Origin of the sequence: Pseudoalteromonas sp. P1-11 (assembly GCF_001399995.1) — a bacterium.
Classification (GTDB): Bacteria; Pseudomonadota; Gammaproteobacteria; order Enterobacterales; family Alteromonadaceae; genus Pseudoalteromonas; species Pseudoalteromonas atlantica.
In genome coordinates this window covers 84,874-106,965 of sequence record NZ_LJSP01000009.1, presented here as the reverse complement: position 1 = coordinate 106,965, position 22,092 = coordinate 84,874, and the positions used below count along the sequence as shown (strand labels likewise).

The 22,092-nt window shown below is 41.5% G+C and carries 25 protein-coding genes and 1 other annotated feature; of the genes, 13 read left to right on the top strand and 12 right to left on the bottom strand.

Annotation, left to right across the window (positions count from 1 at the left end; translation table 11 throughout):
* Window positions 1-143: 143 nt before the first annotated feature.
* The 3 genes from AN390_RS14970 to AN390_RS14960 form a co-directional block, all read right to left on the bottom strand.
* The gene (locus tag AN390_RS14970; protein WP_055255250.1) at window positions 144-1,325 is read right to left on the bottom strand and encodes a cystathionine beta-lyase; all 1,182 of its coding nucleotides are present in this window, start codon (window positions 1,323-1,325) and stop codon (window positions 144-146) included.
* Window positions 1,326-1,334: 9 nt separating this feature from the next.
* Window positions 1,335-2,258 carry an NAD(+) diphosphatase gene (gene nudC, locus AN390_RS14965; protein ID WP_055255249.1) on the bottom strand — a complete coding sequence of 308 codons (924 nt, stop codon included), beginning with the start codon at window positions 2,256-2,258 and terminating at the stop codon, window positions 1,335-1,337.
* A gap of 152 nt (window positions 2,259-2,410) precedes the next feature.
* Window positions 2,411-2,914: an NYN domain-containing protein gene (locus AN390_RS14960; protein WP_004589523.1), complete on the bottom strand. Its 504-nt coding sequence runs from the start codon at window positions 2,912-2,914 to the stop codon at window positions 2,411-2,413.
* 166 nt (window positions 2,915-3,080) lie between these two features.
* Between AN390_RS14960 and AN390_RS14955 the strand changes: the two genes are divergently transcribed.
* Both AN390_RS14955 and AN390_RS14950 read left to right on the top strand, forming a co-directional pair.
* Complete coding sequence (locus AN390_RS14955) at window positions 3,081-3,704, top strand: hypothetical protein (RefSeq protein WP_055255248.1); 624 nt, start codon at window positions 3,081-3,083, stop codon at window positions 3,702-3,704.
* Window positions 3,704-4,447, top strand: coding sequence for a DUF3307 domain-containing protein (locus AN390_RS14950; RefSeq protein ID WP_055255247.1), 744 nt, complete (start codon window positions 3,704-3,706; stop codon window positions 4,445-4,447). The genes AN390_RS14955 and AN390_RS14950 overlap by 1 nt, the downstream gene beginning before the upstream one ends.
* Before the next feature lie 103 nt (window positions 4,448-4,550).
* Here AN390_RS14950 and AN390_RS14945 read toward each other — a convergent pair whose 3' ends face one another.
* Entirely contained in the window at window positions 4,551-5,942 is a 1,392-nt protein-coding gene (locus AN390_RS14945; protein WP_055255246.1) for a DEAD/DEAH box helicase, read from the bottom strand.
* Window positions 5,943-6,078: 136 nt separating this feature from the next.
* Between AN390_RS14945 and AN390_RS14940 the strand changes: the two genes are divergently transcribed.
* Entirely contained in the window at window positions 6,079-6,501 is a 423-nt protein-coding gene (locus AN390_RS14940) for a DUF1801 domain-containing protein (protein WP_054983884.1), read from the top strand.
* 273 nt (window positions 6,502-6,774) lie between these two features.
* Here the strand turns inward: AN390_RS14940 and AN390_RS14935 are convergent, their stop codons facing one another.
* Window positions 6,775-7,614 (bottom strand): isopenicillin N synthase family oxygenase, encoded by an 840-nt coding sequence (locus tag AN390_RS14935; protein ID WP_004589526.1) that lies wholly within the window; start codon window positions 7,612-7,614, stop codon window positions 6,775-6,777.
* A gap of 267 nt (window positions 7,615-7,881) precedes the next feature.
* On the opposite strand from AN390_RS14935, the gene AN390_RS14930 reads away from it, so the two are divergent.
* Complete coding sequence (locus tag AN390_RS14930) at window positions 7,882-9,084, top strand: bifunctional alpha/beta hydrolase/OsmC family protein (RefSeq protein ID WP_055255245.1); 1,203 nt, start codon at window positions 7,882-7,884, stop codon at window positions 9,082-9,084.
* A 51-nt stretch (window positions 9,085-9,135) separates the two neighbouring features.
* Here the strand turns inward: AN390_RS14930 and AN390_RS14925 are convergent, their stop codons facing one another.
* The gene (locus AN390_RS14925; RefSeq protein ID WP_055255244.1) at window positions 9,136-9,408 is read right to left on the bottom strand and encodes a hypothetical protein; all 273 of its coding nucleotides are present in this window, start codon (window positions 9,406-9,408) and stop codon (window positions 9,136-9,138) included.
* A gap of 124 nt (window positions 9,409-9,532) precedes the next feature.
* Between AN390_RS14925 and AN390_RS14915 the strand changes: the two genes are divergently transcribed.
* Window positions 9,533-10,752, top strand: a protein-coding gene (locus AN390_RS14915) for an IS3 family transposase (RefSeq protein WP_223230517.1) whose coding sequence is annotated in 2 segments (ribosomal slippage) — window positions 9,533-9,821 and window positions 9,821-10,752 — 1,221 coding nt in all. Because the reading frame shifts where the segments join, the coding sequence is not laid out codon by codon here.
* Window positions 9,811-9,927: a sequence feature (AL1L pseudoknot), on the top strand. Its footprint overlaps the gene before it by 117 nt.
* A gap of 1 nt (window position 10,753) precedes the next feature.
* Here AN390_RS14915 and AN390_RS14910 read toward each other — a convergent pair.
* Window positions 10,754-10,972: a hypothetical protein gene (locus AN390_RS14910; RefSeq protein ID WP_055255243.1), complete on the bottom strand. Its 219-nt coding sequence runs from the start codon at window positions 10,970-10,972 to the stop codon at window positions 10,754-10,756.
* Between the two features lie 3 nt (window positions 10,973-10,975).
* Window positions 10,976-11,743, bottom strand: a complete 768-nt coding sequence (locus tag AN390_RS14905; protein ID WP_055255259.1) for an alpha/beta hydrolase — start codon at window positions 11,741-11,743, stop codon at window positions 10,976-10,978.
* A 125-nt stretch (window positions 11,744-11,868) separates the two neighbouring features.
* On the opposite strand from AN390_RS14905, the gene AN390_RS14900 reads away from it, so the two are divergent.
* Window positions 11,869-12,192: a hypothetical protein gene (locus tag AN390_RS14900; RefSeq protein WP_004588950.1), complete on the top strand. Its 324-nt coding sequence runs from the start codon at window positions 11,869-11,871 to the stop codon at window positions 12,190-12,192.
* Between the two features lie 90 nt (window positions 12,193-12,282).
* Here AN390_RS14900 and AN390_RS14895 read toward each other — a convergent pair whose 3' ends face one another.
* The 3 genes from AN390_RS14895 to aspS all read right to left on the bottom strand — a co-directional run bounded on the left by AN390_RS14895 (window position 12,283) and on the right by aspS (window position 15,107).
* Complete coding sequence (locus AN390_RS14895; protein ID WP_055255242.1) at window positions 12,283-12,879, bottom strand: pentapeptide repeat-containing protein; 597 nt, start codon at window positions 12,877-12,879, stop codon at window positions 12,283-12,285.
* A gap of 29 nt (window positions 12,880-12,908) precedes the next feature.
* Window positions 12,909-13,139 carry a hypothetical protein gene (locus tag AN390_RS14890; RefSeq protein ID WP_024033669.1) on the bottom strand — a complete coding sequence of 77 codons (231 nt, stop codon included), beginning with the start codon at window positions 13,137-13,139 and terminating at the stop codon, window positions 12,909-12,911.
* Window positions 13,140-13,328: 189 nt separating this feature from the next.
* Window positions 13,329-15,107 carry an aspartate--tRNA ligase gene (aspS, locus tag AN390_RS14885; protein ID WP_029772588.1) on the bottom strand — a complete coding sequence of 593 codons (1,779 nt, stop codon included), beginning with the start codon at window positions 15,105-15,107 and terminating at the stop codon, window positions 13,329-13,331.
* 247 nt (window positions 15,108-15,354) lie between these two features.
* Between aspS and AN390_RS14880 the strand changes: the two genes are divergently transcribed.
* Together AN390_RS14880 and AN390_RS14875 are read left to right on the top strand one after the other, a co-directional pair.
* Complete coding sequence (locus tag AN390_RS14880; protein WP_055255241.1) at window positions 15,355-16,203, top strand: DUF72 domain-containing protein; 849 nt, start codon at window positions 15,355-15,357, stop codon at window positions 16,201-16,203.
* A 13-nt stretch (window positions 16,204-16,216) separates the two neighbouring features.
* A complete protein-coding gene (locus tag AN390_RS14875) occupies window positions 16,217-16,714 on the top strand; it encodes a M48 family metallopeptidase (RefSeq protein WP_055255240.1) in 498 nt (165 codons plus the stop codon).
* A 187-nt stretch (window positions 16,715-16,901) separates the two neighbouring features.
* Here the strand turns inward: AN390_RS14875 and AN390_RS14870 are convergent, their stop codons facing one another.
* Window positions 16,902-17,591 carry a DUF3334 family protein gene (locus AN390_RS14870; RefSeq protein WP_004588943.1) on the bottom strand — a complete coding sequence of 230 codons (690 nt, stop codon included), beginning with the start codon at window positions 17,589-17,591 and terminating at the stop codon, window positions 16,902-16,904.
* Between the two features lie 116 nt (window positions 17,592-17,707).
* Here AN390_RS14870 and cmoA point away from each other — a divergent pair, with 116 nt between their 5' ends.
* The 5 genes from cmoA to AN390_RS14845 all read left to right on the top strand — a co-directional run bounded on the left by cmoA (window position 17,708) and on the right by AN390_RS14845 (window position 22,049).
* Window positions 17,708-18,433 carry a carboxy-S-adenosyl-L-methionine synthase CmoA gene (cmoA, locus tag AN390_RS14865; RefSeq protein ID WP_055255239.1) on the top strand — a complete coding sequence of 242 codons (726 nt, stop codon included), beginning with the start codon at window positions 17,708-17,710 and terminating at the stop codon, window positions 18,431-18,433.
* 12 nt (window positions 18,434-18,445) lie between these two features.
* Window positions 18,446-19,414: a tRNA 5-methoxyuridine(34)/uridine 5-oxyacetic acid(34) synthase CmoB gene (gene cmoB / locus AN390_RS14860; protein WP_054982276.1), complete on the top strand. Its 969-nt coding sequence runs from the start codon at window positions 18,446-18,448 to the stop codon at window positions 19,412-19,414.
* 181 nt (window positions 19,415-19,595) lie between these two features.
* Entirely contained in the window at window positions 19,596-20,648 is a 1,053-nt protein-coding gene (gene purM, locus AN390_RS14855) for a phosphoribosylformylglycinamidine cyclo-ligase (RefSeq protein WP_029772582.1), read from the top strand.
* Entirely contained in the window at window positions 20,648-21,295 is a 648-nt protein-coding gene (gene purN / locus AN390_RS14850) for a phosphoribosylglycinamide formyltransferase (protein WP_004588939.1), read from the top strand. The genes purM and purN overlap by 1 nt, the downstream gene beginning before the upstream one ends.
* Before the next feature lie 16 nt (window positions 21,296-21,311).
* The gene (locus AN390_RS14845; RefSeq protein WP_055255258.1) at window positions 21,312-22,049 is read left to right on the top strand and encodes a DUF3108 domain-containing protein; all 738 of its coding nucleotides are present in this window, start codon (window positions 21,312-21,314) and stop codon (window positions 22,047-22,049) included.
* Window positions 22,050-22,092: the final 43 nt, after the last annotated feature.

Below are 22,092 nucleotides of genomic sequence, written 5' to 3'. Positions count from 1 at the left end.
GCTCATGCTTTAAAATAAAGCGTAATGTAACAACAGTAAGTGTAAACACCTTGAATTACCAGCAAAAAAAAGCTCACAATACGTGAGCTTTGTAACAAACCGTTTAAATGTAACAGGCCAAACTTTGTTTATTTAGCCTATTTTTATAAATGCTGTTGGTATACCTCAAGTGCTTGGCTTAAGTCATTAATTAAATCATCAATGTCTTCAAGGCCAATATGCAAGCGAATAACAGGGCCTAAATCCCAACCGGTGTTCGAACGTAAACCTTTCATGGTCAAATTGGCGGTGACTAAACTTTCAAAGCCGCCCCACGAAAAACCCATTTTAATGTGCTCAAGGCTATCTAAAAACGCATCAATAGCTTTTTGGTTACCGGTTTTCATTACAAATGAAAACAACCCATTGCTGCCATCAAAGTCGCGCTTAAAAAATTCATGTCCAGGGCAGCTTGCAAATGCAGGATGGCGAATATGATCAACTAACTCATGTTGCTCAAGCCATTTTGCCACCTCTATAGCCGCCTTTTCGTGCTGATTTAAACGCACTGCCATAGTGCGTAAGCCTCTAAGCGCTAAATAGGCATCATCTGCGCTGGTGCATTGCCCTAATAAGTACGATTGCTCACGCAGGGTTGGCCAGTACTTTTTATTTGCCACTGCTACACCCATCATTACATCAGAGTGGCCAACAATATACTTAGTTGCTGCTTGAATACTAATATCTACACCGTGTTCAAGTGGGCGGTAATGCAAGCCATTGCCGTAGGTGTTATCAAGCATGGTCATAATATTATGCTCATTGGCTACTTTAACCATGGCAGGTACATCTTGTATTTCCATGGTTATAGAGCCAGGCGATTCTAAAAACAGCACTTTTGTGTTTGGCTGAATATACGCCTCAATACCTGCGCCAATCGTGGGTGGGTAATAAGTGGTGGTAACACCTAACCCCGCTAAAATTTTATCGCAAAAATCACGCGTAGGTTCATACACGTTATCAACCATTAAAATATGATCGCCCGCTTTTACAAACGACAATAACGCTTGGCTTATTGCCGCAGCGCCGCATGGGTAAAGTGCGCAGCCTTCGCCGCCTTCAAGCTCGGTTATCGCCTCTTGCAGTGCAAAATGTGTAGTTGTGCCACGGCGGCCATAAAATAATGTTTTATCTCCGCGGGTTTTAGCGGCTTCTTTTAATTCGGCCACGCTGTCAAATACAATTGTAGAAGCGCGCTGTACTACGGGATTTACCACACCATGGGTGTAGACTTTTTTACGCCCCGTTGATACTAACTGGGTATTTTTATTTTTGCTTGTCGCCATTACCAATCCTTAAGCCTTATTTGAAAGCCATTGTTCAATTAAAAAACGCGAAATTGAATCGACCCGAGGGAGTTTATAATGATCGCCTTCATCGCCCATATTGCCAAACGCCTTAACTTCTTCGCGCGTAAACCATTTGGCATCGTCTAATTCATCTTTATCTACGTTTATTTGCTCAGTTTTAGCCTGTGCAATAAAACCCAACATAATAGAGGAAGGAAATGGCCAAGGTTGCGAGGCAATATAACGTACATTATCAACGTCAATACCGGCTTCTTCTTTAACTTCGCGCGCTACAGCTTGCTCTAGTGTTTCACCTGGGTCTACAAAGCCTGCCAATGACGAATACATACCTTGTTGCCATATTGCTTGGCGACCCAATAAACAACGCTCTATTCCATCTTCAAATACTTTAGTAACCACCATAATTACTGCAGGGTCAGTGCGTGGAAATGTAGGGTGCTTGCAGTGCTCGTTTTCACATAGGCGAGAATGCCCTGCTTCTATTAATGTATTTTTACTGCCACAACGCCCACAAAAACTATGCGTTGCATGCCAATAACATAAGCCACGGGCAAGAGCGGCGATAGAGCCATCTTGTATATCAACGTGAGGGCCATATTGGCGTATATCAAAAAACTGTGCGTCGCCTATAACGCACTTGAGTTCGTCATCGTGTATGGCTGAAACATCTAACGCAAACACACCCTGTTGCTCAGTATTTGAGCCTAAATAAATAGCGTTTGATAAATCTAAATGGGCAATTTGCGGATACGTTAAGTAGCACACTTGAGCTGCGTCTTTATAAAACAAAGTGTGGTTATTATTCACCAAAAGCCACTTACTTTGTGCCGACATTTGCGCGTTTAACCACGCCGCGTTTTTACGAAAATTAGACCCGCGGTCTAATGGCATGTCGCTGTAATAAAGCATGTGAGTCCTCAATAACATGGTATGGCGTAAAATTACCATAACCGCTGAGTAAACCCAATTTATTACAGCAATAAAAAAAGCCTATATTAGCTATATAGGCTCTTTATTAAAAACTCTCATGTTGCAGGCACTTAGCTGCTATATTTTATGCTTTAGAGTAGCAAGCTATCATCAATTAAATGAAACTGTTCTGCACTTTGTTTAAGCACCTCTGCGGTTAACTTATCGGCGCCGTAGACATCGCACGGTACATTGTATTGATTTTTTAAATGCCCTAGCAATAACGCAAAATCGCCATCACCAGAGAGCAAAATAACTTTATCGAGGTTTTTGCCTTGCTCTAGCATATCTATTGTTATGCCTACATCCCAATCCCCTTTTGCGCTGCCGTCTCGGCGCTGAATAAACGGCTTTAGTTTTACCTCAAAGCCAATAGCACGCAAAATATTTTGAAACTGGTTTTGTTTTTCATCACCGCGGTGAATGGCATACGCAAATGCACAATCTATAGAATACTGCTGCTTCATGTGCGCCCAAAATGCATTGTAGTCAAAGTTTTTACGGTAACTTTCGCGGCACGTGTAATAAATGTTTTGTACATCAACAAAAATACCGACACGTGGCTTACTGATTTGCTGATCGTTTTGTAAAGTCATTTGTTTCCTTAAGTGCTCACAGCTCAGCGCAGCTGAAATAAAACGCCATTAACGAGTGAACCTTGCAATTTTGTTTTAAGTAACCTAAATTGGTTACTTAACTAAATGTAACCAAATTTGGTTACCTGATTCTATGTAACTGCATTAAGTTACTTTTTGGATTTCTATGATTGGTGTGATCAGCGGCGATATAATTAAATCGCAAAAAATACCTAAGCAGCAATACGATGCCATGCTTTATCAGCTAGATCAAAGTTTGCGTGCAATTAGTAATAATACCTCACTGTGGACCATATACCGAGGTGATGCTTTTCAGTTACAAATAAATCAAAGCGAGCAGTTAATTAAAACCGCTATTATCATTTATTTGCATTTAAAGTCGGCAGGTTACGAGCTACGCCAAAGTATGGCCTTAGGTGAGGTAGACAACCTACGCAGCGATATAAAAACAGCCACCGGCTCGGCCTTTGTGCTCTCAGGGCAAGGCCTTGATAAAATAGCCAACCAACGCTTTACCTTACAGGTAGCAAAGCACGCCCTAGATGAAAGTTTTAGCCTTAACCTTGCCTTTGTCGATACCTTGCTTAGCAAAATAACGCAAAAACAAGCCAATGCGCTTTACGTGTATTTAACCCAGGCCGATAACAGTCATGCAGCACTGGCAAAAGAGCTTAACACCAGTCGCGAAAATGTCACTAAATTGCTTAATTTAGCAAATTATCAGCTTATAGAGCGATTTATAGTACACGCTAAACAGGTCATAACAACGATTGCAAAAGGAAGTGAGTAATGGGGTTTTCGTTATTATTAGTGACATTAATTATAGGCCACCTAGTCAGTGACTTTTTTTTACAACCAATGAGCTGGGTAAACGATAGAAACACCCACCACTTTAAAGCTAAAAAGCTCTACCTGCATGTATTAGTACACGGTGTGGTTAGCGCCGTTATTTTAGCGCTTTGGGAATATAGCTATGGCTGGCAACAACTAAGCACCGTGTTACTTTCAACAGCTGCAATTATGCTTAGCCACTACCTAATAGATATTGCTAAGTCGTATTCAAATAAAGGGGTTGTGCCCTTTTTACTCGACCAAATAGCGCATATAGCCGTAATAATAGCGCTGTGTATTTATATAACTGATAACCAAAGTTTAATCGCGTACGTAAGCGCACTTGCCACAAACCCTAAAGTGCTTTGGGTTGTATGCGGATATTTAATTATATTAAGCCCAAGTGCCGTATTTATAAGAATGATGCTTGAAAGGCTCACCGCTAACTTTTCAAGTGAGGGCAGCTTACCGTTGGCCGGACAAAGCATTGGCATGATAGAGCGAGTACTTATGCTGAGCTTTATATTACTTGATCAATTTGCTGGGCTTGGCTTTTTGCTAGCTGCCAAGTCGGTATTTAGGTTTGGCGATTTAAGTGCCAGTAAAGATAAAAAGCTCACCGAGTACGTTATGCTAGGCACCTTATTAAGCGTTAGCGTTACCTTGTTTGTAGGATTAGGCGTTAATTCGTTGATCAGGTAAGTATAAATTACAGATAATAAAAAACGCGCTACTTCTATTAAAAAGGTAGCGCGTTTTTTGTATTGGCGTTTAATTAAAGGCCAATACAATCTTTTAATAATGATTAATCGTTATTTGGGCGACGACGGCGCTGGCCATTACCACCTACCGATTGACGCTTTGCCCATGGGCTTTGTGCGTTGTCATCGGTTTTGGCTGCTGGTTTTTTAGAACCACCACGACGAGGGCCGGTACCGCTTCCCCCATTGTTTGGTTTTTTGCTGTTCGGCTTATCAGACTTAGGCTTGTTAAACGGCTGCTTTGCTTTTTTAGGCTTTTTAGGTTTAATTGGGCGAGCATCTAATGCGCGCTCAGGTACTGGGCTAGTTGGTTCAAATCCAGGCTCTTCAGCGCGAGGAATTAGCTCACCTATAAAACGTTCAATACCGTATAAATCAGCGGCATCATCGGCTGTTACAAACGAAATAGCATGCCCTGATGCACCAGCACGGCCTGTACGGCCAATACGGTGAACGTAATCTTCGTATACGTTTGGTAAGTCGTAGTTAACCACATGCGGAAGCTCAACAATATCAAGGCCACGTGCCACAATATCAGTGGCTACAAGTACGCGTACTTCACCGCTTTTAAAGCCATCTAATGCTTTAACACGGGCACCTTGTGATTTATTACCATGAATAGCGGCGCCTACTATGTCGTCGCGCTCAAGCTGTTTAACTAAACGGTTTGCACCGTGCTTGGTACGACTAAACACTAATACTTGTTGCCAATCGTTGCTACGAATTAAATGGCTAAGTAATGCGGTTTTACGCGATTTATCAACAGCGTAAACGCTTTGCGTTACGCTTTTAGCAGTGGTGTTTTTTGCCGCAACTGATATTTCAACAGGGTCGTTAATTAACCCTTTTGCTAATGCACGTATATCATCTGAAAACGTTGCCGAAAACATTAAGTTTTGGCGTTTAGGCGGCATTTTAGCAATCAGGCGTTTAATGTCGTGAATAAAGCCCATATCAAGCATGCGGTCCGCTTCATCAAGTACCAGCACTTCAACATTATCAAACTTAACAGCGTTTTGATTATGTAAATCGATTAAACGCCCAGGCGTGGCCACTAAAATATCAACCCCTTTACGAAGGCGCTGCATTTGTGGGTTTATTTTTACGCCGCCGTACACTACAAACGAACTTACATCAGAGTGCTTAGCGTATTCTTCAACGTTTTCGCTTACCTGCAAAGCCAGCTCACGCGTAGGCGCTAAAATAAGGGCACGTACGTGGTTACTTTTAGCTTTAGGGCCTGACGATAAACGTTCAATAAGCGGTAACGTAAAACCGGCGGTTTTACCTGTGCCTGTTTGTGCAGCCGCCATCACATCGCGACGTTCAATAATTGCAGGAATTGCTTGAGCCTGAATAGGCGTTGGCGTTTCATAGCCCTTTTCTAAAACCGCGTTAACTAAAGACTGTGATAAACCTAAACCATCAAAACTCATAAAATCTCTCAATAAAATAAAGGCCAAACCGGCCAAGGGCGCATTATACGCAACTAACTTAGAAATGCATGGAAATATTCACTTAGCAAATTAAGTGCTAACCTTAGAGTAGCTAATAACAATACAAATCAACGCTATGACATTAAAAACTAAAGCAAACCAAATAACACTTAAGCAATGCCTAGAAAGTATAGATTCAAAGCGTATTGAAGACACACAAACCTTACTAACCCTGTTTGAAAAAGTCACAGGGGCAAAGCCTGTTGTATGGGGTAAAGATATTATAGGGTTTGACCAATACAGCTATAAGTACGACTCCGGCCGCACAGGTGAATGGCCAATCACAGGGTTTTCACCACGCAAAACTAAGCTTTCTATTTATATTATGCCTGGCTTTGATCACCCCAAAATAGCGGCATTATTAAATAAGCTTGGTAAACATAGCCTAGGTAAAAGCTGTTTGTACGTGACAAAATTGGAAAATATCGATTTAGCTATACTTGAGCAAATAATTGCTGAGTCGGTTTTAATAATGAAACAAACTTACCCAAAAAATTAATACCAATCCGCTTAATTAAGTGATCTATTTTGAGAATAGATAAACGTGTTGATAGCTAGACAATAAATTCGTTATTTAGTTGTTCTCGGCAATTGCTCCTGCATTGCTCTACCTTCTGCATCCATNTAAATGAGAATTTTTTAACGCAGATAGCGACACGTTTAGCCCCTAAAAATGATTCAACATTATTGCGGATTGGTATAACCTTGCTTAAAAACAACAAAAGCGGCTAAAAGCCGCTTTTGGTTTATATTTAACTCAATAAATATAACGTTATTTAACACCTAGCTCGCGTAATCGCTCTTGTAGGTAGCTGTCTGCCGTGTAACGCTCAGAAAGCACAACATCAGGACGTGGGTGTAAAAACAGCGGTAAAGAAATACGCGACTTAGTCGACGCTTTACCCGTTGGGTTTATTACACGGTGAATAGTCGATGGGAAGTACCCGCCCGACGCTTCTTGTAGCATGTCACCAATATTAATAATTAAGCTACCAAAGTCACATGGCACATCTAACCAACCGCCATCTGTTTTTTGTACTTGCAGACCTGGCTCGTTCGATGCAGGTAACACAGTTAATAAGTTAATATCACCATGTGCCGCAGCGCGAATTGCACCTGGCTCTTCATCACCTGTCATTGGCGGGTAATGTAAAATGCGTAACAATGTCTGCTCAGAATCAGCAATCATGTCTTTTAAATCGATAGAAAACTTAGCACGTACATCGGCTGGTGCCTCTGCTTGAACCCAGCTTAAAAGCGTTGCTGCAAATTCGTTAGCTAAGCGGTAGTACTCACGTACGTCGGCTTCAAGCTCTGCAGGCACGCGACCTTTAGGGTAAACATGAAAGTACTCTTTAATGTCTTTTACCGTAAAGCCTTTAGCTACCTCAGATACAGAAGGCGGGAAATAACCGTCTTGCGTTTCTTTAGAAAATAAAAAGTCGTGCTTTTGCTCTGAATTAAAAAAGTCTTGCCATTTTTCGTAAATAGACTCAACTAAAGATTGCGGGATTGGGTGATTTTTTAATACACCAAAACCGGTGTTTCTTAACGATTCAACAAAGTGAGCAGCCGCATCGGGAGCTTTATAATCAACAGTAGGTAATTGCATTGTACGTTCCAGTGAATAGGTTGTTAGAAGTGAGCTGCTTTAAAATATAGCTAATTAGCCAATATAAAGTAGCAAAACCTTCATTATAGCGCTGTGCGAGGATAGACAAACCACCCAAAAAACATAAGGACAAATGTCCTCACGATGAAATAGTAAGCAGTTTGCTTGATCAAGATCAAAGCATAATAAACATTGAAATTACACTAGTTAGTGCTTATATCTTATCTATTATTGTAACGTAATTTAATGAAACACTAAGGCTCTTCTATGCGACAAAAAGTATCTTTTAAAAGCGGCGATTTAGAACTTGCAGGCCAGCTTGAACGCCCAGCCGGCGATGTAAAGTTTTATGCTTTATTTGCACACTGCTTTACCTGTGGTAAAGATATTGCTGCCGCTACGCGCATAAGCCGCGCCCTTACCCAACAGGGTATTGCCGTACTGCGCTTTGACTTTACCGGCCTTGGCAATAGCGACGGCGACTTTGCAAACAGTAACTTCTCATCAAATATTCAAGATTTAGTGGCCGCAGCCGATCACCTGCGTACGCACTTTGATGCGCCGCAGTTATTAATTGGCCACAGCTTAGGCGGCGCTGCCGTACTGGCTGCTGCAGCGCATATTCCTGAGGTATCGGCTATTACAACAATTGGCGCTCCTTCAGATGCACAACACGTTGCACATAACTTTGAAGCCCATTTAGACGAAATAAACGCCGCAGGTGAAGCTAAAGTTAGCTTAGCTGGGCGCGAATTTACCATAAAAAAACAATTTGTAGAGGATATTGCAAAGTACGACCGTAGCCATATAGGCAAATTAAAACGCGCACTTTTAGTTATGCATTCCCCTGTTGATGCCACGGTTAATATTTCAGAAGCCGAGAAAATTTACGCATCAGCCAAACACCCAAAAAGCTTTATTAGCCTCGATAACGCCGACCACTTACTAAGTAATAAAAACGATGCCGAGTACGCTGCTACGCTAATTGCTAATTGGGCAAACCGCTACGTTAAATACGAGCAAAGCAACTACAGCGCAAAATTAGAAAACGGCAAAGTACTGGTTGAAGAAAAAGATCATATATTTACTCAGCACGTAAGTACTAAAGATCATACATGGCTTGCCGATGAGCCATTAAAAGTAGGTGGCAGTAATTTAGGCCCCGATCCTTACGACCATATACTCGCAGGCCTAGGCGCGTGTACCTCAATGACATTGCGTATGTATGCAACCTTAAAAAAGCTGCCGCTTGATCATATAAAAGTAGAGCTTGAACACACCCGCGACTATTACAAAGATTGCGACAACGGCGAATGTACCCAAAACCTAGAGGCCATTACCCGTAAAATTACCCTACGCGGCGACTTAACCGAAGCACAGCGCCAGCGTCTGCTAGAAATAGCCGACAAATGCCCAGTGCATAAAACCCTGCATAACAGCCCAATTGTAGTAAGTGAATTAGTTGAGTAACTAAAACAAAAATAGCGCAGCTGTGGCTGCGCTATATACGAAAAGCAATAACTAAGATTCAATTTTTTTAAAAAATTGAACGGTCTTAATATTCTCTAACAAGTTAGGATCACAAGTATACTCAAACTCCCCCATTTGGTCAGAGCTATGCTTATTTGGAGCGGATAAAATCGCAGGCGTTGGGGCATAAGCTTTTAAAAGGACGCCACCTGACTCAATAGCATTTAGACCACTGGCAAAAGCTTCTGCAACACTTTGAAGAGGAGTCCAACAAAAACCTATTTTATTTTGTTGGTATAAAAAATGACATTCACCTCGATACAAAACCAATCCATTTCCACTGTAGGTTGGCAGAGTTAACTTTAATACATTCAGTAAAAGTTTATCATTTGAAAGTTTGAATCGCCCCGTGTTTGCCAGAGACTCAATAACTTGAGAAACTGGAACTATGAAAAAATCAAATCGCTATACATCAGAATTTCGTGAACGTGCAATTAGGCTTGTTACCACACAACAGCATGAATACCCTTCTCTTTGGGCTGCGCTAGTATCGATTTCAGATAAACTGGGATGTACCCCAGAAACACTTAGAGCATGGGTCAAGAAATCTCAAGCTCAACCGTCTAAACCCTCTTCTAATACGCAATCAACTGAAGAACGCCTTGCCGTCTTAGAGCGCGAGAATAAAGAGCTCAAGCGAACGAATGATATCCTGAGGCAAGCTGCCGCTTTTTTCGCCCAAGCGGAGCTCGACCGCAAACAGAAGTAATAGTGGATTTTATTGATGCTTGCAGAGAGCATTACGGTGTCGAGTCAATTTGCAAGGAATTGCCGATTGCACCATCAACGTATTATTCTCATAAACAGATACAAAGAGAGCCTGAGCGACTGTCTAACCGCAAAAAGCGTGATGCTGAGCTGATAATACTCATTCGCGAAGTGTGGGAGGATAATATGTCAGTTTATGGTGCAAGAAAAATATGGAAGCAGCTACAGCTTGACGACCATCAAGTCGCCCGCTGTACAGTCGAACGATTGATGCGAGTTATGGGAATTCAAGGTGTTCGTCGGGGTAAAGCACATAAGACAACGATACCTGACGAGCAACAAGATAAGCCACTTGATTTAGTTAATCGTCAATTTACTGCTGAGCAGCCAAATCAACTTTGGGTAGCTGACATCACCTATGTTGCCACATGGAGTGGGTTTGTTTATGTCGCTTTCGTGATAGATGTTTTTTCACGATACATTGTAGGTTGGCGTGTATCAACGACAATGCACACAGAGCTTATTCTTGATGCGTTAGAGCAAGCTATTTGGCATCGTGGCAACCCCGAAGGGTTAATTCACCACAGCGACAGAGGCAGCCAATATTTGTCTATACGATACACTGAGCGACTTGCTGAAGCTGGAATTCAAGCGTCTGTAGGCAGTGTGGGTGACTCTTATGACAATGCATTGGCTGAAACAATAAATGGATTATTTAAAACAGAGATTATTCGCAGAAATGGCCCGTGGAAGAATGTTGATGCTGTTGAATACGCAACGTTAGAGTGGGTCAATTGGTTTAATAATCAACGCTTATTATCTTCAATTGGGTATATTTCACCAGCTCAATATGAAACAGACTACTATGATAATTTAAACGAGTCAGGTAAAGTGGCCTGACTTAAACAAACTGGTCTCCGATGAACTCGGGGCGATTCAGTTTACGCCTTAAGTGACCGCCGTTTTCTGTCCATAGAAGATGGACTTTATCTTTTTGAATATCTAAGTCGTGGTATTCTCTTAATATAAATGTAAAAGCTTGTGTCCAAGTTAATTTATTTAAATCACAAGTATAATTACCATTAACAAATTCCCGACCTACTTGCTCATATAATTCCATCTTTTAGTCCAAGAAGTTTAGCTGATTACTACTTATAAATACGGTCATTTCTTTACTCATTCTATCCACCAGCCATTTTGGCCCGCCGTCGTACATATCGTTATGGCGCGATTTTTCAATCAATACTTGGCTTACAGGGAAGCTTTTTAGCTCTGTTTCATTTAATAAAACATTCGCATCGGCTGGGTAATCACTACCACGCAGTGTAAGCACGCGTATGTTTTTATTACGTGGGATCAACATGCGGCGGTGATCGAGGGTAATCATTTGGCTTACTTCATTTGGGTAAATCGAAGCATATAAAGCAGATATATCGCCGCCGTTTGAGTGGCCAAATAACGTGAGCTGAGAAAAGTTATACTCAGGGTATTGAGCACTTAGCTGATTAACTAAAAATTTAAGGGTAACTACACCGCGATGCCAGTTTTCCATGCGGGTGGTTAAATAAGGCTGTATGCGATTAATCGCAGGGTCGGTTTTTAGCTCATGCGCGACTGCAATGCTTAAATAACCCTGTGCATTAAATAGCTTACTCGCAAACGTGTAGTCATTGTGGCTAATGCCGTAGCCTGCATTTACAAATGCTACAGGGCACTTTGCGTGTACGCTGCATTGATTACTCTCATTGGGGTATGTGATATTTATAGGGATGGTTCGATTGCGGCTTTGATCCACTATTACATCATCATCAGCAAAGCTTAATGGTGATATTAAACTCGCGGTTAGGCTAAATGCACTTAATGTGAGTAACTTTTTTATTGTTTTATGCATGTTGTAACTTATATAAATTATTGTTTTTAAATAAAAATAACTTTTACTATAAAGGTTAGCGCGCGCCATTGCTAATGTATGCGATAATACGGGTATTATTTTTAGTTAATTTAGAAAAGTACCCCATGAAATCATACAGCACTATTGAACAACGTATCGACATTTTGCAAAGTCGAATAGAAGCCTATAAAGAAGAAATTGCCGTGTTACAGGCCGAGCCAAAAAGTAACAACGAGCGTATTATATTTAAATTTATTGAAACAGGCAGCACAGGTAAAACAAAAGACTTTGTGCGCGAACTTGGTATTAAGTCGCCGCGCGATAGCTTATATTCATCAGGCGATGTAACCAAATTAATTAAAGACGGCGCTGATGACATCACCCCTGCACTGCTTGAAATTGCCCGCACATTGGCAAACGCACGTAATAAAAATGGCCCTAGCTGTTAATACCAAGCTACAGGCTACTGTTTAATCTTATTAAAGGTTATTCATTGTTTAGAGGCTTGCAATATGCAGCTTCTAAACGCTCCTCACATATTAATCGCAAAGCTCAATATTAAGGCTTGTAAGTAAATTAAGGGCTTCAAAGCGCTCAAACTTAGCACCCGCTAACGCATTACTGTTTAAATCTATATTAAATTCTGTAGCCCCTACAAAGTCACACTCAGTTAAAGTGGTTTGAAAAAACTCACTATCGCGAAAATTACTTCCTGTAAATGTACTTTGCTTTAAATTGGCATGTCTAAAATCAACATTTTTTGCAAAGCAGTGTATTAATTTTAGTGATTTTAAAGTTAATTCATAAAAAGAGCTGTTACTAAGTTCACAGCTATTAAAGCTCACCGGCGCATCAATACTTAGCGCTCCCCAATCAGCATTGCTCCATTGCACGCTGTTTAACTTACAATGGCTAAAGCTTACATTTTCAAGCGAGCTGTATCCCCAATCAATGCTCGATAAATTGCAACGCTCAAAGCTGCACTCTATAAATCGACACGTTTTAAATTGCCCCTGAGATAAGTCGCAATCTATAAACGTACACGCTTCAAACTCTGTGTTTTCGAGTGTGTGTTTTGCTAGCTGTAAGGCACTAAATTGCTGATCGCAATAATAGCTATTATTAGAAATTGGCACTGTGACTACGTGTCCGTATTTAGGGTTGTTTAATGGGCATAAGGGCTTGTTTTTGGCAAGTCTTGTTTAAGCGCTAATAAGGCGATAAAAATTAAGCCAAAGAGCGGAAATACCGCTAAGCATCCGCCCACAAAAGCTAAAACGCCCGGCATGGTGCTTTTGCGTTTACCTATTTTGTAGCTAATAAGCGCAAAAATTGGAATGCAAAACAAAATAAAAAAAGCTAAAAATTCACCAAATAATGTGAGATTAAACGACATAAGAACTCCCTCTCTATTGAATAATATTTGATACCAATCGACTTAAATATTTAACTATTCTAGCGTGCTAAATAGACTAATAACTTAACACGATTGGTATGAACTGGTTTAAATTTAACCATAAAAAAACCCCTAGGCATACTCCTAAGGGTTTTTAAATCTAGCTAAGCGCATTTGTTGCGCGCGGTATTACTCTTCGCTAGGAATTGCTTTTTCTACCACACTGATTGCAAGCTCAGTTAACGAGTCGCTATTAGCTTTGCTAGGTGCATCGGTTAATAAGCACGATGCTTGAGTGGTTTTAGGGAATGCAATAACGTCACGAATGTTATCGGTACCACATAAAAGCATAACTAAACGGTCAAGACCAAAGGCTAAACCAGCATGTGGTGGTGTGCCGTATTTAAGGGCATCAAGTAAGAAGCCAAACTTGTCTTGTTGCTCTTGCGCATCAATCCCTAAAATTCTAAATGCTGCTTCTTGCATATCAGCATTATGAATACGTACCGAACCACCACCTACTTCGTAGCCGTTTAATACCATGTCGTAAGCATCTGAAATAGCCGCTGCTGGGTTTGCTTCAAGCTCTTCTGCGCTAATATCTTTTGGTGCTGTGAATGGATGATGCACAGCATGTAACGTGCCTTCGTCATCTTCTTCAAACATTGGGAAGTCAACAACCCAAAGTGGCGCCCAGCTATCAAGGTTAGTGATTTCTAAATCAACACCAATCTTCAAGCGAAGCGCGCCCATTGCTTCGTTTACAACGTTGCGTTTATCGGCACCGAATAAAATAATGTCGCCCGTTTGTGCGTTAGTACGCTCAAGTAACTGGGTAATTACCTCTTCGTTTAAAAACTTAGCAACTGGAGATTGAACGCCTTCAGCGCCTGCATCACGGTCGTTTACTTTCATCCACGCCATACCTTTAGCGCCGTAAATGCCAATAAACTTAGTGTAATCGTCAAGTTGCTTACGCGAAAGCTTAGCGCCACCCGGTACTGTTAATACAGCAACGCGGCCTTTTTCGTCATTAGCTGGGCCTGAAAATACGTTAAACTCTACGTCTTTTACTAAATCAGCTACATCAACAAGCTTCATTGGGTTACGTAAGTCTGGCTTATCAGAACCGTAAAGGCTCATTGCCTCGCTGTAAGGCATAATTGGGAAATCGCCTAAATCAACGTTTAGTAATGATTGCCACATTTCACGGATCATTTTTTCAGTCATACCACGTACTTGATCAGAGCTCATGAACGAGGTTTCTAAATCTATTTGGGTAAATTCAGGTTGACGATCGGCACGTAAATCTTCGTCACGGAAACATTTAACAATTTGGTAGTAACGGTCAAAACCCGACATCATCAACAATTGCTTAAACAACTGTGGCGACTGTGGTAATGCATAAAAGCTACCTTTATGAACACGACTCGGTACTAAGTAATCGCGTGCACCTTCTGGTGTTGCTTTTGTAAGTACAGGTGTTTCAATGTCTAAAAAGCCATTGTCATCTAAAAAGCGACGAACAAAGCTGCTTGCTTTAGCGCGCAGTTTAATACGGTCGCTCATTTCAAGGCGACGTAAATCTAAGTAGCGGTACTTTAAACGGCGCTCTTCAGAGTTGGTTTGATTAAAATCAAGCGGAAGCGGCTCAGAGCGATTAATAATAGTTAGCTCAGTACCTAAAATTTCCACTTCGCCTGTTGCCATGTCTTTATTGACTTGGCTTTCTGGGCGCGCACGTACAACACCTTTTAACTGCACACAAAACTCTTGGCGAAGTTTGTTAGCGTTATCCATTAGTCCTTCAACCTCTGGATCGAATACAACTTGTACTAACCCTTCTCTATCGCGTAAATCGACAAAGATAAGTCCACCAAGGTCACGTCGTTTGTTGATCCAGCCACATAGTTCAACTTCTTGATCTACGTGAGTTTTATTTAGCTGTCCGCAATATATAGAGCGCATAGTTTTCCTGTCAGATAAAAGGCTTAAACGGTTATATTTATTTGTTTTAAGGCGTGTGATTTAAAAAACTGGTCACCACAATACAAATAAAGCCGCTAGCAATCTAAAAATAATCAAATTAAGCCCTGCATTATACCCAAGTAGTATCAAGATGCTAGGGCGTGTTGAACGTTGGTGGTTGAATTTGCAGCAAGCACCGTATGTATTTGGTACACTTACGCCACGAAGTCATTAAGCCACCCTTTTTATGTTATATATTGGATGCCCTCAGTGGTCGAGCAGCGCCTGGAAAGGCAACTTATTTACCCGCCAATGTAAAAATGCCGATATGCTAAGCCAATATGCCCAGCATTTTAATTCAGTTGAAGGCAATACCAGCTTTTACGCAGACCCAGCGCCAAGCACTGTTTTACGCTGGGCTCAAAGCGTACCCGAGGACTTTAAATTCACGTTTAAGTTTCATCGTCGCTTTAGCCACGAGCTTGCGCTTAGTAATGTTCAAACAGAACTTAATGACTGGCTTACGTTATTTGCCCCAATACTTGAAAAAACAGGGCAAATAATGCTGCAATTACCCAAAGCGTTTGGTCCAAGCGATTTACCTAAATTAACGCAATTTATTAGCTTGCTCCCCAAAGAGCTAAATTACGGCGTAGAAGTACGCCATAGTGGTTTTTTTAAAAAAGGTGAGGCCGAAATTGCCCTTAATCAGCTATTAATGGCAAATAATATAAACCGTATTTCTATGGATACCCGTGCGCTTTTTGCAGTAAAGCCCACCACAGAGGCTTTAATAGATGCACAACAAAAAAAGCCCCACTTACCGGTACATGCAATAGCTACTGGCTCGCAGCCGATGGCACGCTTTGTAATAGCCGATTTACAAAACGACTATAAACCCTTTTATAAACCCTGGCTCAATAAAGTAAAACAATGGCTTGATGAGGGAAAAACCCCGTATGTGTTTTTTCATACTGCCGATAACCGAGAATCTCCGCTCCTTGCTAGGCAGTTTTGTGAAGACCTAGGGTATAATCACCCGGTATTAAATCCATTCAGCGGCGAAAAAGAAGCCCACCAGCCAACGCTTTTTTAAATAGAGAATAAAAATGAGTGAATACGCACGTTACTTTACCGGCTACCCAGCTAACATTGTTGAGCAAGTATTAAGCCTTATAAATAACAACAAGGTATGTGACTACTTACTTAAAAAATACCCACATGCGCACACCATCACCACCGACAAACTACTTTACAGCTACGCCACTGATTTAAAAAAGCAGTATTTAAAAAACGCCCCACCGTTTGGCCGCGCTGCATTTAAAAAACAAGGTGATATGGTTACCAACGCACTCGGTACTCACACCTACCGCATGCAGGGTAAAACCCGTAAGCACGATTTAGCCATAAACAGCGATTTACTGCGCGCACCCGAGCCACTGTTAAAAGCACTAGTCGTACACGAACTCGCCCACTTTAAAGAAAAAGATCACAACAAAAGCTTTTATAAACTGTGCTGCCACATGGAGCCGCAATACCATCAGTTAGAGTTAGATTTACGGATTTTTTGTGTGGTGGTGGCAATGGGAGAGAATCCTTATTCATGAACGGTCAGCGGCCAGCGGCCAGCGGCCAGCGAAAAATAAATACAACCTAACTCGTAATCAAAGTTCTCAATAAAAAAACGCGATTTAAAATCGCGTTCTCTTTAGTAATTTTTCTACTGACCGCTGATAGCTTAAAACTGACAGCTCAAAAGCACGTTGGGTTTCGCTTCGCTCAACCCAACCTACATTACAGCCCTAGCTCAGCCATAAAGTCATCATCGGCATCATCTTGTTCTGCTTCTTTTGACTTAGCTTTTGCTTTTTCGGCCTTTTGCTTAGCTTCGTTTTCGATAATGTCATCAGGGTCTATCGCTTCTACAATGTCAAAGTCATGTAGTTTAATAAACTCTGTTTTATCCATTGCCAGCTCTAGGTAAAAAATATTTTGGTTGCGCGTAGTAAAGGTCACGCGGCGTGCTTGTGGGCGATCCATTGTGGTATCAACCGATATTTGCACTTGTTTATTAATCGCCATCATTTTTGGCTGGTTTTGCGTAATAGAGGTATGCAGCTGCTCACGCACTTTAGAAGTGAAGTCACCAACAATTTGGTTCATCAGCTCGCCCATTACATTTGAAACGTCATCTGATAAATGACTGTGGGCAATTTCTTCTTCAGGCATGCCCATATTGCGCATGTAATCGCCGTAAATTTCCATTGCCGCTTGCGCTGTAAAATTAGTGACTACCAGCCCTGTAAAGCCACCATCAAATAATACAAAACAGCCAATGTCTGGACGCATACAGGTGCGCGTTATTTTTTGCACCATAGCCGAGTAGCTAATTTCGTTACCGCTGGCTGATGACAGAACACCCGTCACTGAATGACATAGGGTTGCTAATATATCGTCTGTGCTAATTACCTTACTTTTGCTCATTTAACGTTCTCTTTTATACTTATTATTCATAATTCTAGCCAAGCTACTGAATTTATCACTGACTATCCAGTATAAAATGTTAAAATAGTGCCATTATTTTTAAAGAGACTGCCTTAGTGAGTATAAAAGACAGTATTTACGCCTCTGAGCAACAAGTAAAAGATTTTAGCTTTGACCAAAATGTGGTTGAGGTTTTTCCGGATATGATCCAGCGCTCTGTGCCTGGGTATGCCACCATTGTAAGCACTATGGGTAAATTGGCCGGTGAATATGCGCAAAGTAATTCAAACCTTTACGATTTAGGCTGCTCGCTTGGTGCGGTTACCCTAAGTATGCGCCGTAATATTCGCACCGATAACTGCCATATTATTGCTGTAGATAACTCACAAGCTATGGTTGAACGTTGTAAGGTTCATTTACAAGGCTTTAAATCAGACGTGCCTGTTACAGTAACTTTAGGTGATATTAACGAGCTTGAGATTCAAAATGCGTCGGTAGTGGCCATGAATTTTACCTTGCAATTTATTCCGCCTTTAAAGCGCCAAGCCGTGCTTGAAAAAATTTACGCTAACTTAAAACCCGGTGGCGTACTGCTCCTTAGCGAAAAAATTAAAGCCGAAAACGAGCAGTGCGATAATTTGTTAATTGATTTGCACCACGACTTTAAACGCCACAATGGCTACTCAGAGCTTGAAATAAGCCAAAAACGTACTGCCATTGAAAACGTGATGCGCCCCGATACGCTAAGCACTCACTTTAATCGTTTAAGCGACATTGGTTTTAGCCAAACGCAGGTGTGGTATCAATGTTTTAATTTTTGCTCAATGGTAGCAATTAAATAAAGAGAGTGACTTATGTCTCAATGGTTTAACCAATTTTACGCAGCAATTGCACAAAGCCCGCTTAGCCACTGGCTAGAAACCCTGCCCGCTCAATTAAAGCATTGGCAAAACGAGGCAAGCCATGGCGATTTACCAAAATGGCAAAAAGTACTTAAAAATCTGCCAGAAGTAAAAACAACCCACGTTGATATCGCCACTAAAGTAGAAATTGGCGCACCGGGGGAGATGAGCGAAGGCGAGCAAAAACAAGCCACGCATTTATTAAAACGCATGATGCCATGGCGCAAAGGCCCCTTTACTGTACACGGTATTGAAATAAACACTGAGTGGCGCAGCGATTGGAAGTGGGACCGCCTACTTCCTCATATTGAGCCATTAAAAGGCCGCACAGTATTAGATATAGGCTGTGGCTCTGGCTATCACTTATGGCGTATGCGCGGTGAAGGCGCTGAATTTGTAGTGGGTATTGACCCTTCTGATTTATTTTTGTGTCAGTTTCAGGCCATTAAACATTACAACCCAGACGAAAACGTGCATTTATTACCATTAGGTGTAGAAGCACTACCCGAGCTTAAAGCGTTTGATACGGTGTTTTCTATGGGGGTGCTGTATCACCGCCGCTCGCCTATCGATTTTTTAGCGCAGTTAAAAGCGCAGCTTCGCCCAGGTGGCGAACTCGTACTAGAAACGTTAGTAATTGAAGGCGATGAAAACACCGTACTGGTACCTACCGACCGCTACGCAAAAATGCGCAACGTTTGGTTTATTCCAAGTACTGCTGCACTAAAACTGTGGATGGAGCGCGTTGGCTTTAAAGATGTGCAAATAAAAGATTGCGCAATTACCACGCTTGATGAGCAACGCAGGACCGACTGGATGGAAAACGAATCGTTAGTTGATTTTTTAGACCCAAACGATACCAGTAAAACCATTGAAGGTTACCCTGCTCCACTTAGAGCGATACTAACTGCCAAAGCATAAATAACTAAAAAGCACCCTAGGGTGCTTTTTTTGTGCAATTAACAAACTAATAGCGGACAAGTATCCTTGTTAATTATTTCAAAACTATATTTGAGCTAGCCGCGCAGTTGCAATTGTTGTAAAATACGCGCGTTTCTAAGCTATCGAAAAGCAACCCCAAGCAATTATTTGAGGAAAACCTGTGAGCGAACAAAAACAGTCATTAAGCTATAAAGACGCGGGCGTAGATATCGACGCTGGTAATGCACTTGTTGAGCGTATTAAAGGCGTAGTTAAAAAAACGCGTCGTCCAGAAGTAATGGGCGGAATTGGTGGTTTTGGCGCTCTTTGCGAAATTCCAGAAGGTTACAAACAGCCAGTACTAGTAGCAGGTACTGACGGTGTAGGTACTAAACTACGTTTAGCTATCGACTTAAAAAAACACGACACTGTAGGTATTGACTTAGTTGCAATGTGTGTAAACGATTTAATAGTACAAGGCGCTGAACCCCTGTTTTTTCTAGATTACTATGCAACAGGTAAACTAGATGTAGACACAGCGGCCGATGTAGTAACCGGTATTGGTAAAGGCTGTGAGATTTCTGGCTGTGCCCTGATTGGCGGCGAAACAGCTGAAATGCCAGGTATGTACGATGGTGAAGACTACGACATGGCCGGTTTTTGTACCGGTGTAGTAGAAAAATCTAAAATTATTGATGGCACAAAAGTAGCAGCCGGCGATCAACTTATTGCCCTTGCCTCTAGCGGTCCGCACTCAAACGGCTTTTCTTTAATTCGTAAAGTGCTTGAAGTATCAAACGCCGATACGAACCAAGTTATTGACGGCAAAACACTAGGCGAGCACTTACTAGAGCCAACCCGTATTTACGTTAAACCTTTACTTGAGCTATTTAAGCAAGTAGACGTGCATGCCCTATCGCATATTACTGGCGGCGGCTTTTGGGAAAACATTCCGCGTGTATTACCTGATTCTGCAAAAGCAGTAGTTAAAGGCGATAGCTGGCAGTGGCCAACCGTTTTTAACTGGTTACAAGAAAACGGCAATATTACTACGCACGAAATGTACCGTACATTTAACTGTGGTGTAGGCATGGTATTAGTAGTACCAGGCGATGCGCTAGAGCAAAGCTTAAGCATTTTAAAAGAGCTTGGCGAAAACGCATGGCACCTTGGTGAAATTCAAGATGCTGTTGCCGGCGAAGAGCAAGTAGAAATTGTAGGTGGTGCTAAGTAATGGCACCCATTCGCTTAGTGGTATTAATATCGGGTAGTGGTTCTAATTTACAAGCCATTATTGATGCCTGCGAACGCGGCGAAATAAACGGACACATAGCGGCTGTTATAAGTAACAAAGCAGACGCTTACGGCCTTGAGCGTGCAAAACAAGCAGGTATTGCTACAAAAGTGCTCAGTCACAAAGATTTTGACTCGCGCGAGGCCTATGATGCGCAATTAATGAACGTTATTGACTCTTTTATGCCAAATCTAGTTGTATTAGCTGGGTTTATGCGTATTCTTACTCCTAGCTTAGTGCAAAAATATGTTGGAAAAATGTTGAACATTCATCCATCTTTGTTGCCTAAGTATCAGGGGCTGAATACCCACCAAAGAGCAATTGATGCAAAAGACGATGTTCATGGCGTAAGTGTTCATTTTGTAACTGAAGAGTTAGACGGCGGTCCCGTTATTCTTCAGGCGCAAATACCTGTACTCAAGGATGATACAGCAGAAACATTAGCTAAACGCGTGCACGAACAAGAGCATATAATTTATCCTTTGGTGGTCAAGTGGTTCAGTGAACACAGACTTACTATGGAAGCAGATTATGCAGTTCTTGACGAAAAACAACTTCCTGCACACGGCGCGCACTACCCACAATAAAAAAATAAGTGCCCTGCTGTTATGTGTGGGCGCTTTACTTCCTACTAGCCTAATTGCAGGCGAACTAACAGAGTATCAAGCCAGCTACGATATTTTACGCAAAGGTAAAAATCATGGCGAGGCAGTACGCGAACTTAAAAAAGTTGGCGAGCAAACGTATCAACTTACTTATCACAGCAATATTGAGTGGATGATTTTCTCTGACAAGCGAGAAGAAACCTCAGTATTTACTTTTTTAAATAACAAAGTCACTCCTCATCATTACAATATGGTGCGTACCGGCACCGGCCCAGATAAAGATTATAAAATAGACTTTGATACACAAAATAAAGTGGTCACCAGTAGTACTAGCGAATACCCGCTAAAGTGCGAATGGACTGACGAATTTCAAGATGCTATTTCGTATCAAGTACAAGTACGCGAAGGCTTAAAAAAAGGCGAAACTTATTTTTCGTTTCCGCTTATTGATAAAAAAGGCAATCGCCGCGACTACAACTTTGAAGTGGTTGGCAAAGAAATGATTTCGCTGCCAATTGGTAACGTAGAAGCTATAAAAGTAAAACGTTTATACGATAACGATAAACGCCAAGCCCTTGCCTGGTTTGCACCAGAAATGGACTACATGCTAGTACGTATGTGGAAAGGCGAAAAAGGCATGGAGCAGTTTGAAGTACAAATGAATTCATTTACCGTTACCCAGCCTGTTTCTACTCCTGTAAGTGAGAGCAGCGAAGTAAGATCAGAAGCGCCGTAAACACGGTGATAGCAAACACAAAAAAACGCGATTTTATATCGCG

What these genes read in the sequence shown, in the direction of transcription:
- AN390_RS14970 (WP_055255250.1), bottom strand. Translation starts at nt 1,325, where the DNA reads ATGGCGACAAGCAAAAATAAAAATACCCAGTTAGTATCAACGGGGCGT.
- nudC (WP_055255249.1), bottom strand. Translation starts at nt 2,258, where the DNA reads ATGCTTTATTACAGCGACATGCCATTAGACCGCGGGTCTAATTTTCGT.
- AN390_RS14960 (WP_004589523.1), bottom strand. Translation starts at nt 2,914, where the DNA reads ATGACTTTACAAAACGATCAGCAAATCAGTAAGCCACGTGTCGGTATT.
- AN390_RS14955 (WP_055255248.1), top strand. Translation starts at nt 3,081, where the DNA reads ATGATTGGTGTGATCAGCGGCGATATAATTAAATCGCAAAAAATACCT.
- AN390_RS14950 (WP_055255247.1), top strand. Translation starts at nt 3,704, where the DNA reads ATGGGGTTTTCGTTATTATTAGTGACATTAATTATAGGCCACCTAGTC.
- AN390_RS14945 (WP_055255246.1), bottom strand. Translation starts at nt 5,942, where the DNA reads ATGAGTTTTGATGGTTTAGGTTTATCACAGTCTTTAGTTAACGCGGTT.
- AN390_RS14940 (WP_054983884.1), top strand. Translation starts at nt 6,079, where the DNA reads ATGACATTAAAAACTAAAGCAAACCAAATAACACTTAAGCAATGCCTA.
- AN390_RS14935 (WP_004589526.1), bottom strand. Translation starts at nt 7,614, where the DNA reads ATGCAATTACCTACTGTTGATTATAAAGCTCCCGATGCGGCTGCTCAC.
- AN390_RS14930 (WP_055255245.1), top strand. Translation starts at nt 7,882, where the DNA reads ATGCGACAAAAAGTATCTTTTAAAAGCGGCGATTTAGAACTTGCAGGC.
- AN390_RS14910 (WP_055255243.1), bottom strand. Translation starts at nt 10,972, where the DNA reads ATGGAATTATATGAGCAAGTAGGTCGGGAATTTGTTAATGGTAATTAT.
- AN390_RS14905 (WP_055255259.1), bottom strand. Translation starts at nt 11,743, where the DNA reads ATGCATAAAACAATAAAAAAGTTACTCACATTAAGTGCATTTAGCCTA.
- AN390_RS14900 (WP_004588950.1), top strand. Translation starts at nt 11,869, where the DNA reads ATGAAATCATACAGCACTATTGAACAACGTATCGACATTTTGCAAAGT.
- AN390_RS14890 (WP_024033669.1), bottom strand. Translation starts at nt 13,139, where the DNA reads ATGTCGTTTAATCTCACATTATTTGGTGAATTTTTAGCTTTTTTTATT.
- aspS (WP_029772588.1), bottom strand. Translation starts at nt 15,107, where the DNA reads ATGCGCTCTATATATTGCGGACAGCTAAATAAAACTCACGTAGATCAA.
- AN390_RS14880 (WP_055255241.1), top strand. Translation starts at nt 15,355, where the DNA reads ATGTTATATATTGGATGCCCTCAGTGGTCGAGCAGCGCCTGGAAAGGC.
- AN390_RS14875 (WP_055255240.1), top strand. Translation starts at nt 16,217, where the DNA reads ATGAGTGAATACGCACGTTACTTTACCGGCTACCCAGCTAACATTGTT.
- AN390_RS14870 (WP_004588943.1), bottom strand. Translation starts at nt 17,591, where the DNA reads ATGAGCAAAAGTAAGGTAATTAGCACAGACGATATATTAGCAACCCTA.
- cmoB (WP_054982276.1), top strand. Translation starts at nt 18,446, where the DNA reads ATGTCTCAATGGTTTAACCAATTTTACGCAGCAATTGCACAAAGCCCG.
- purN (WP_004588939.1), top strand. Translation starts at nt 20,648, where the DNA reads ATGGCACCCATTCGCTTAGTGGTATTAATATCGGGTAGTGGTTCTAAT.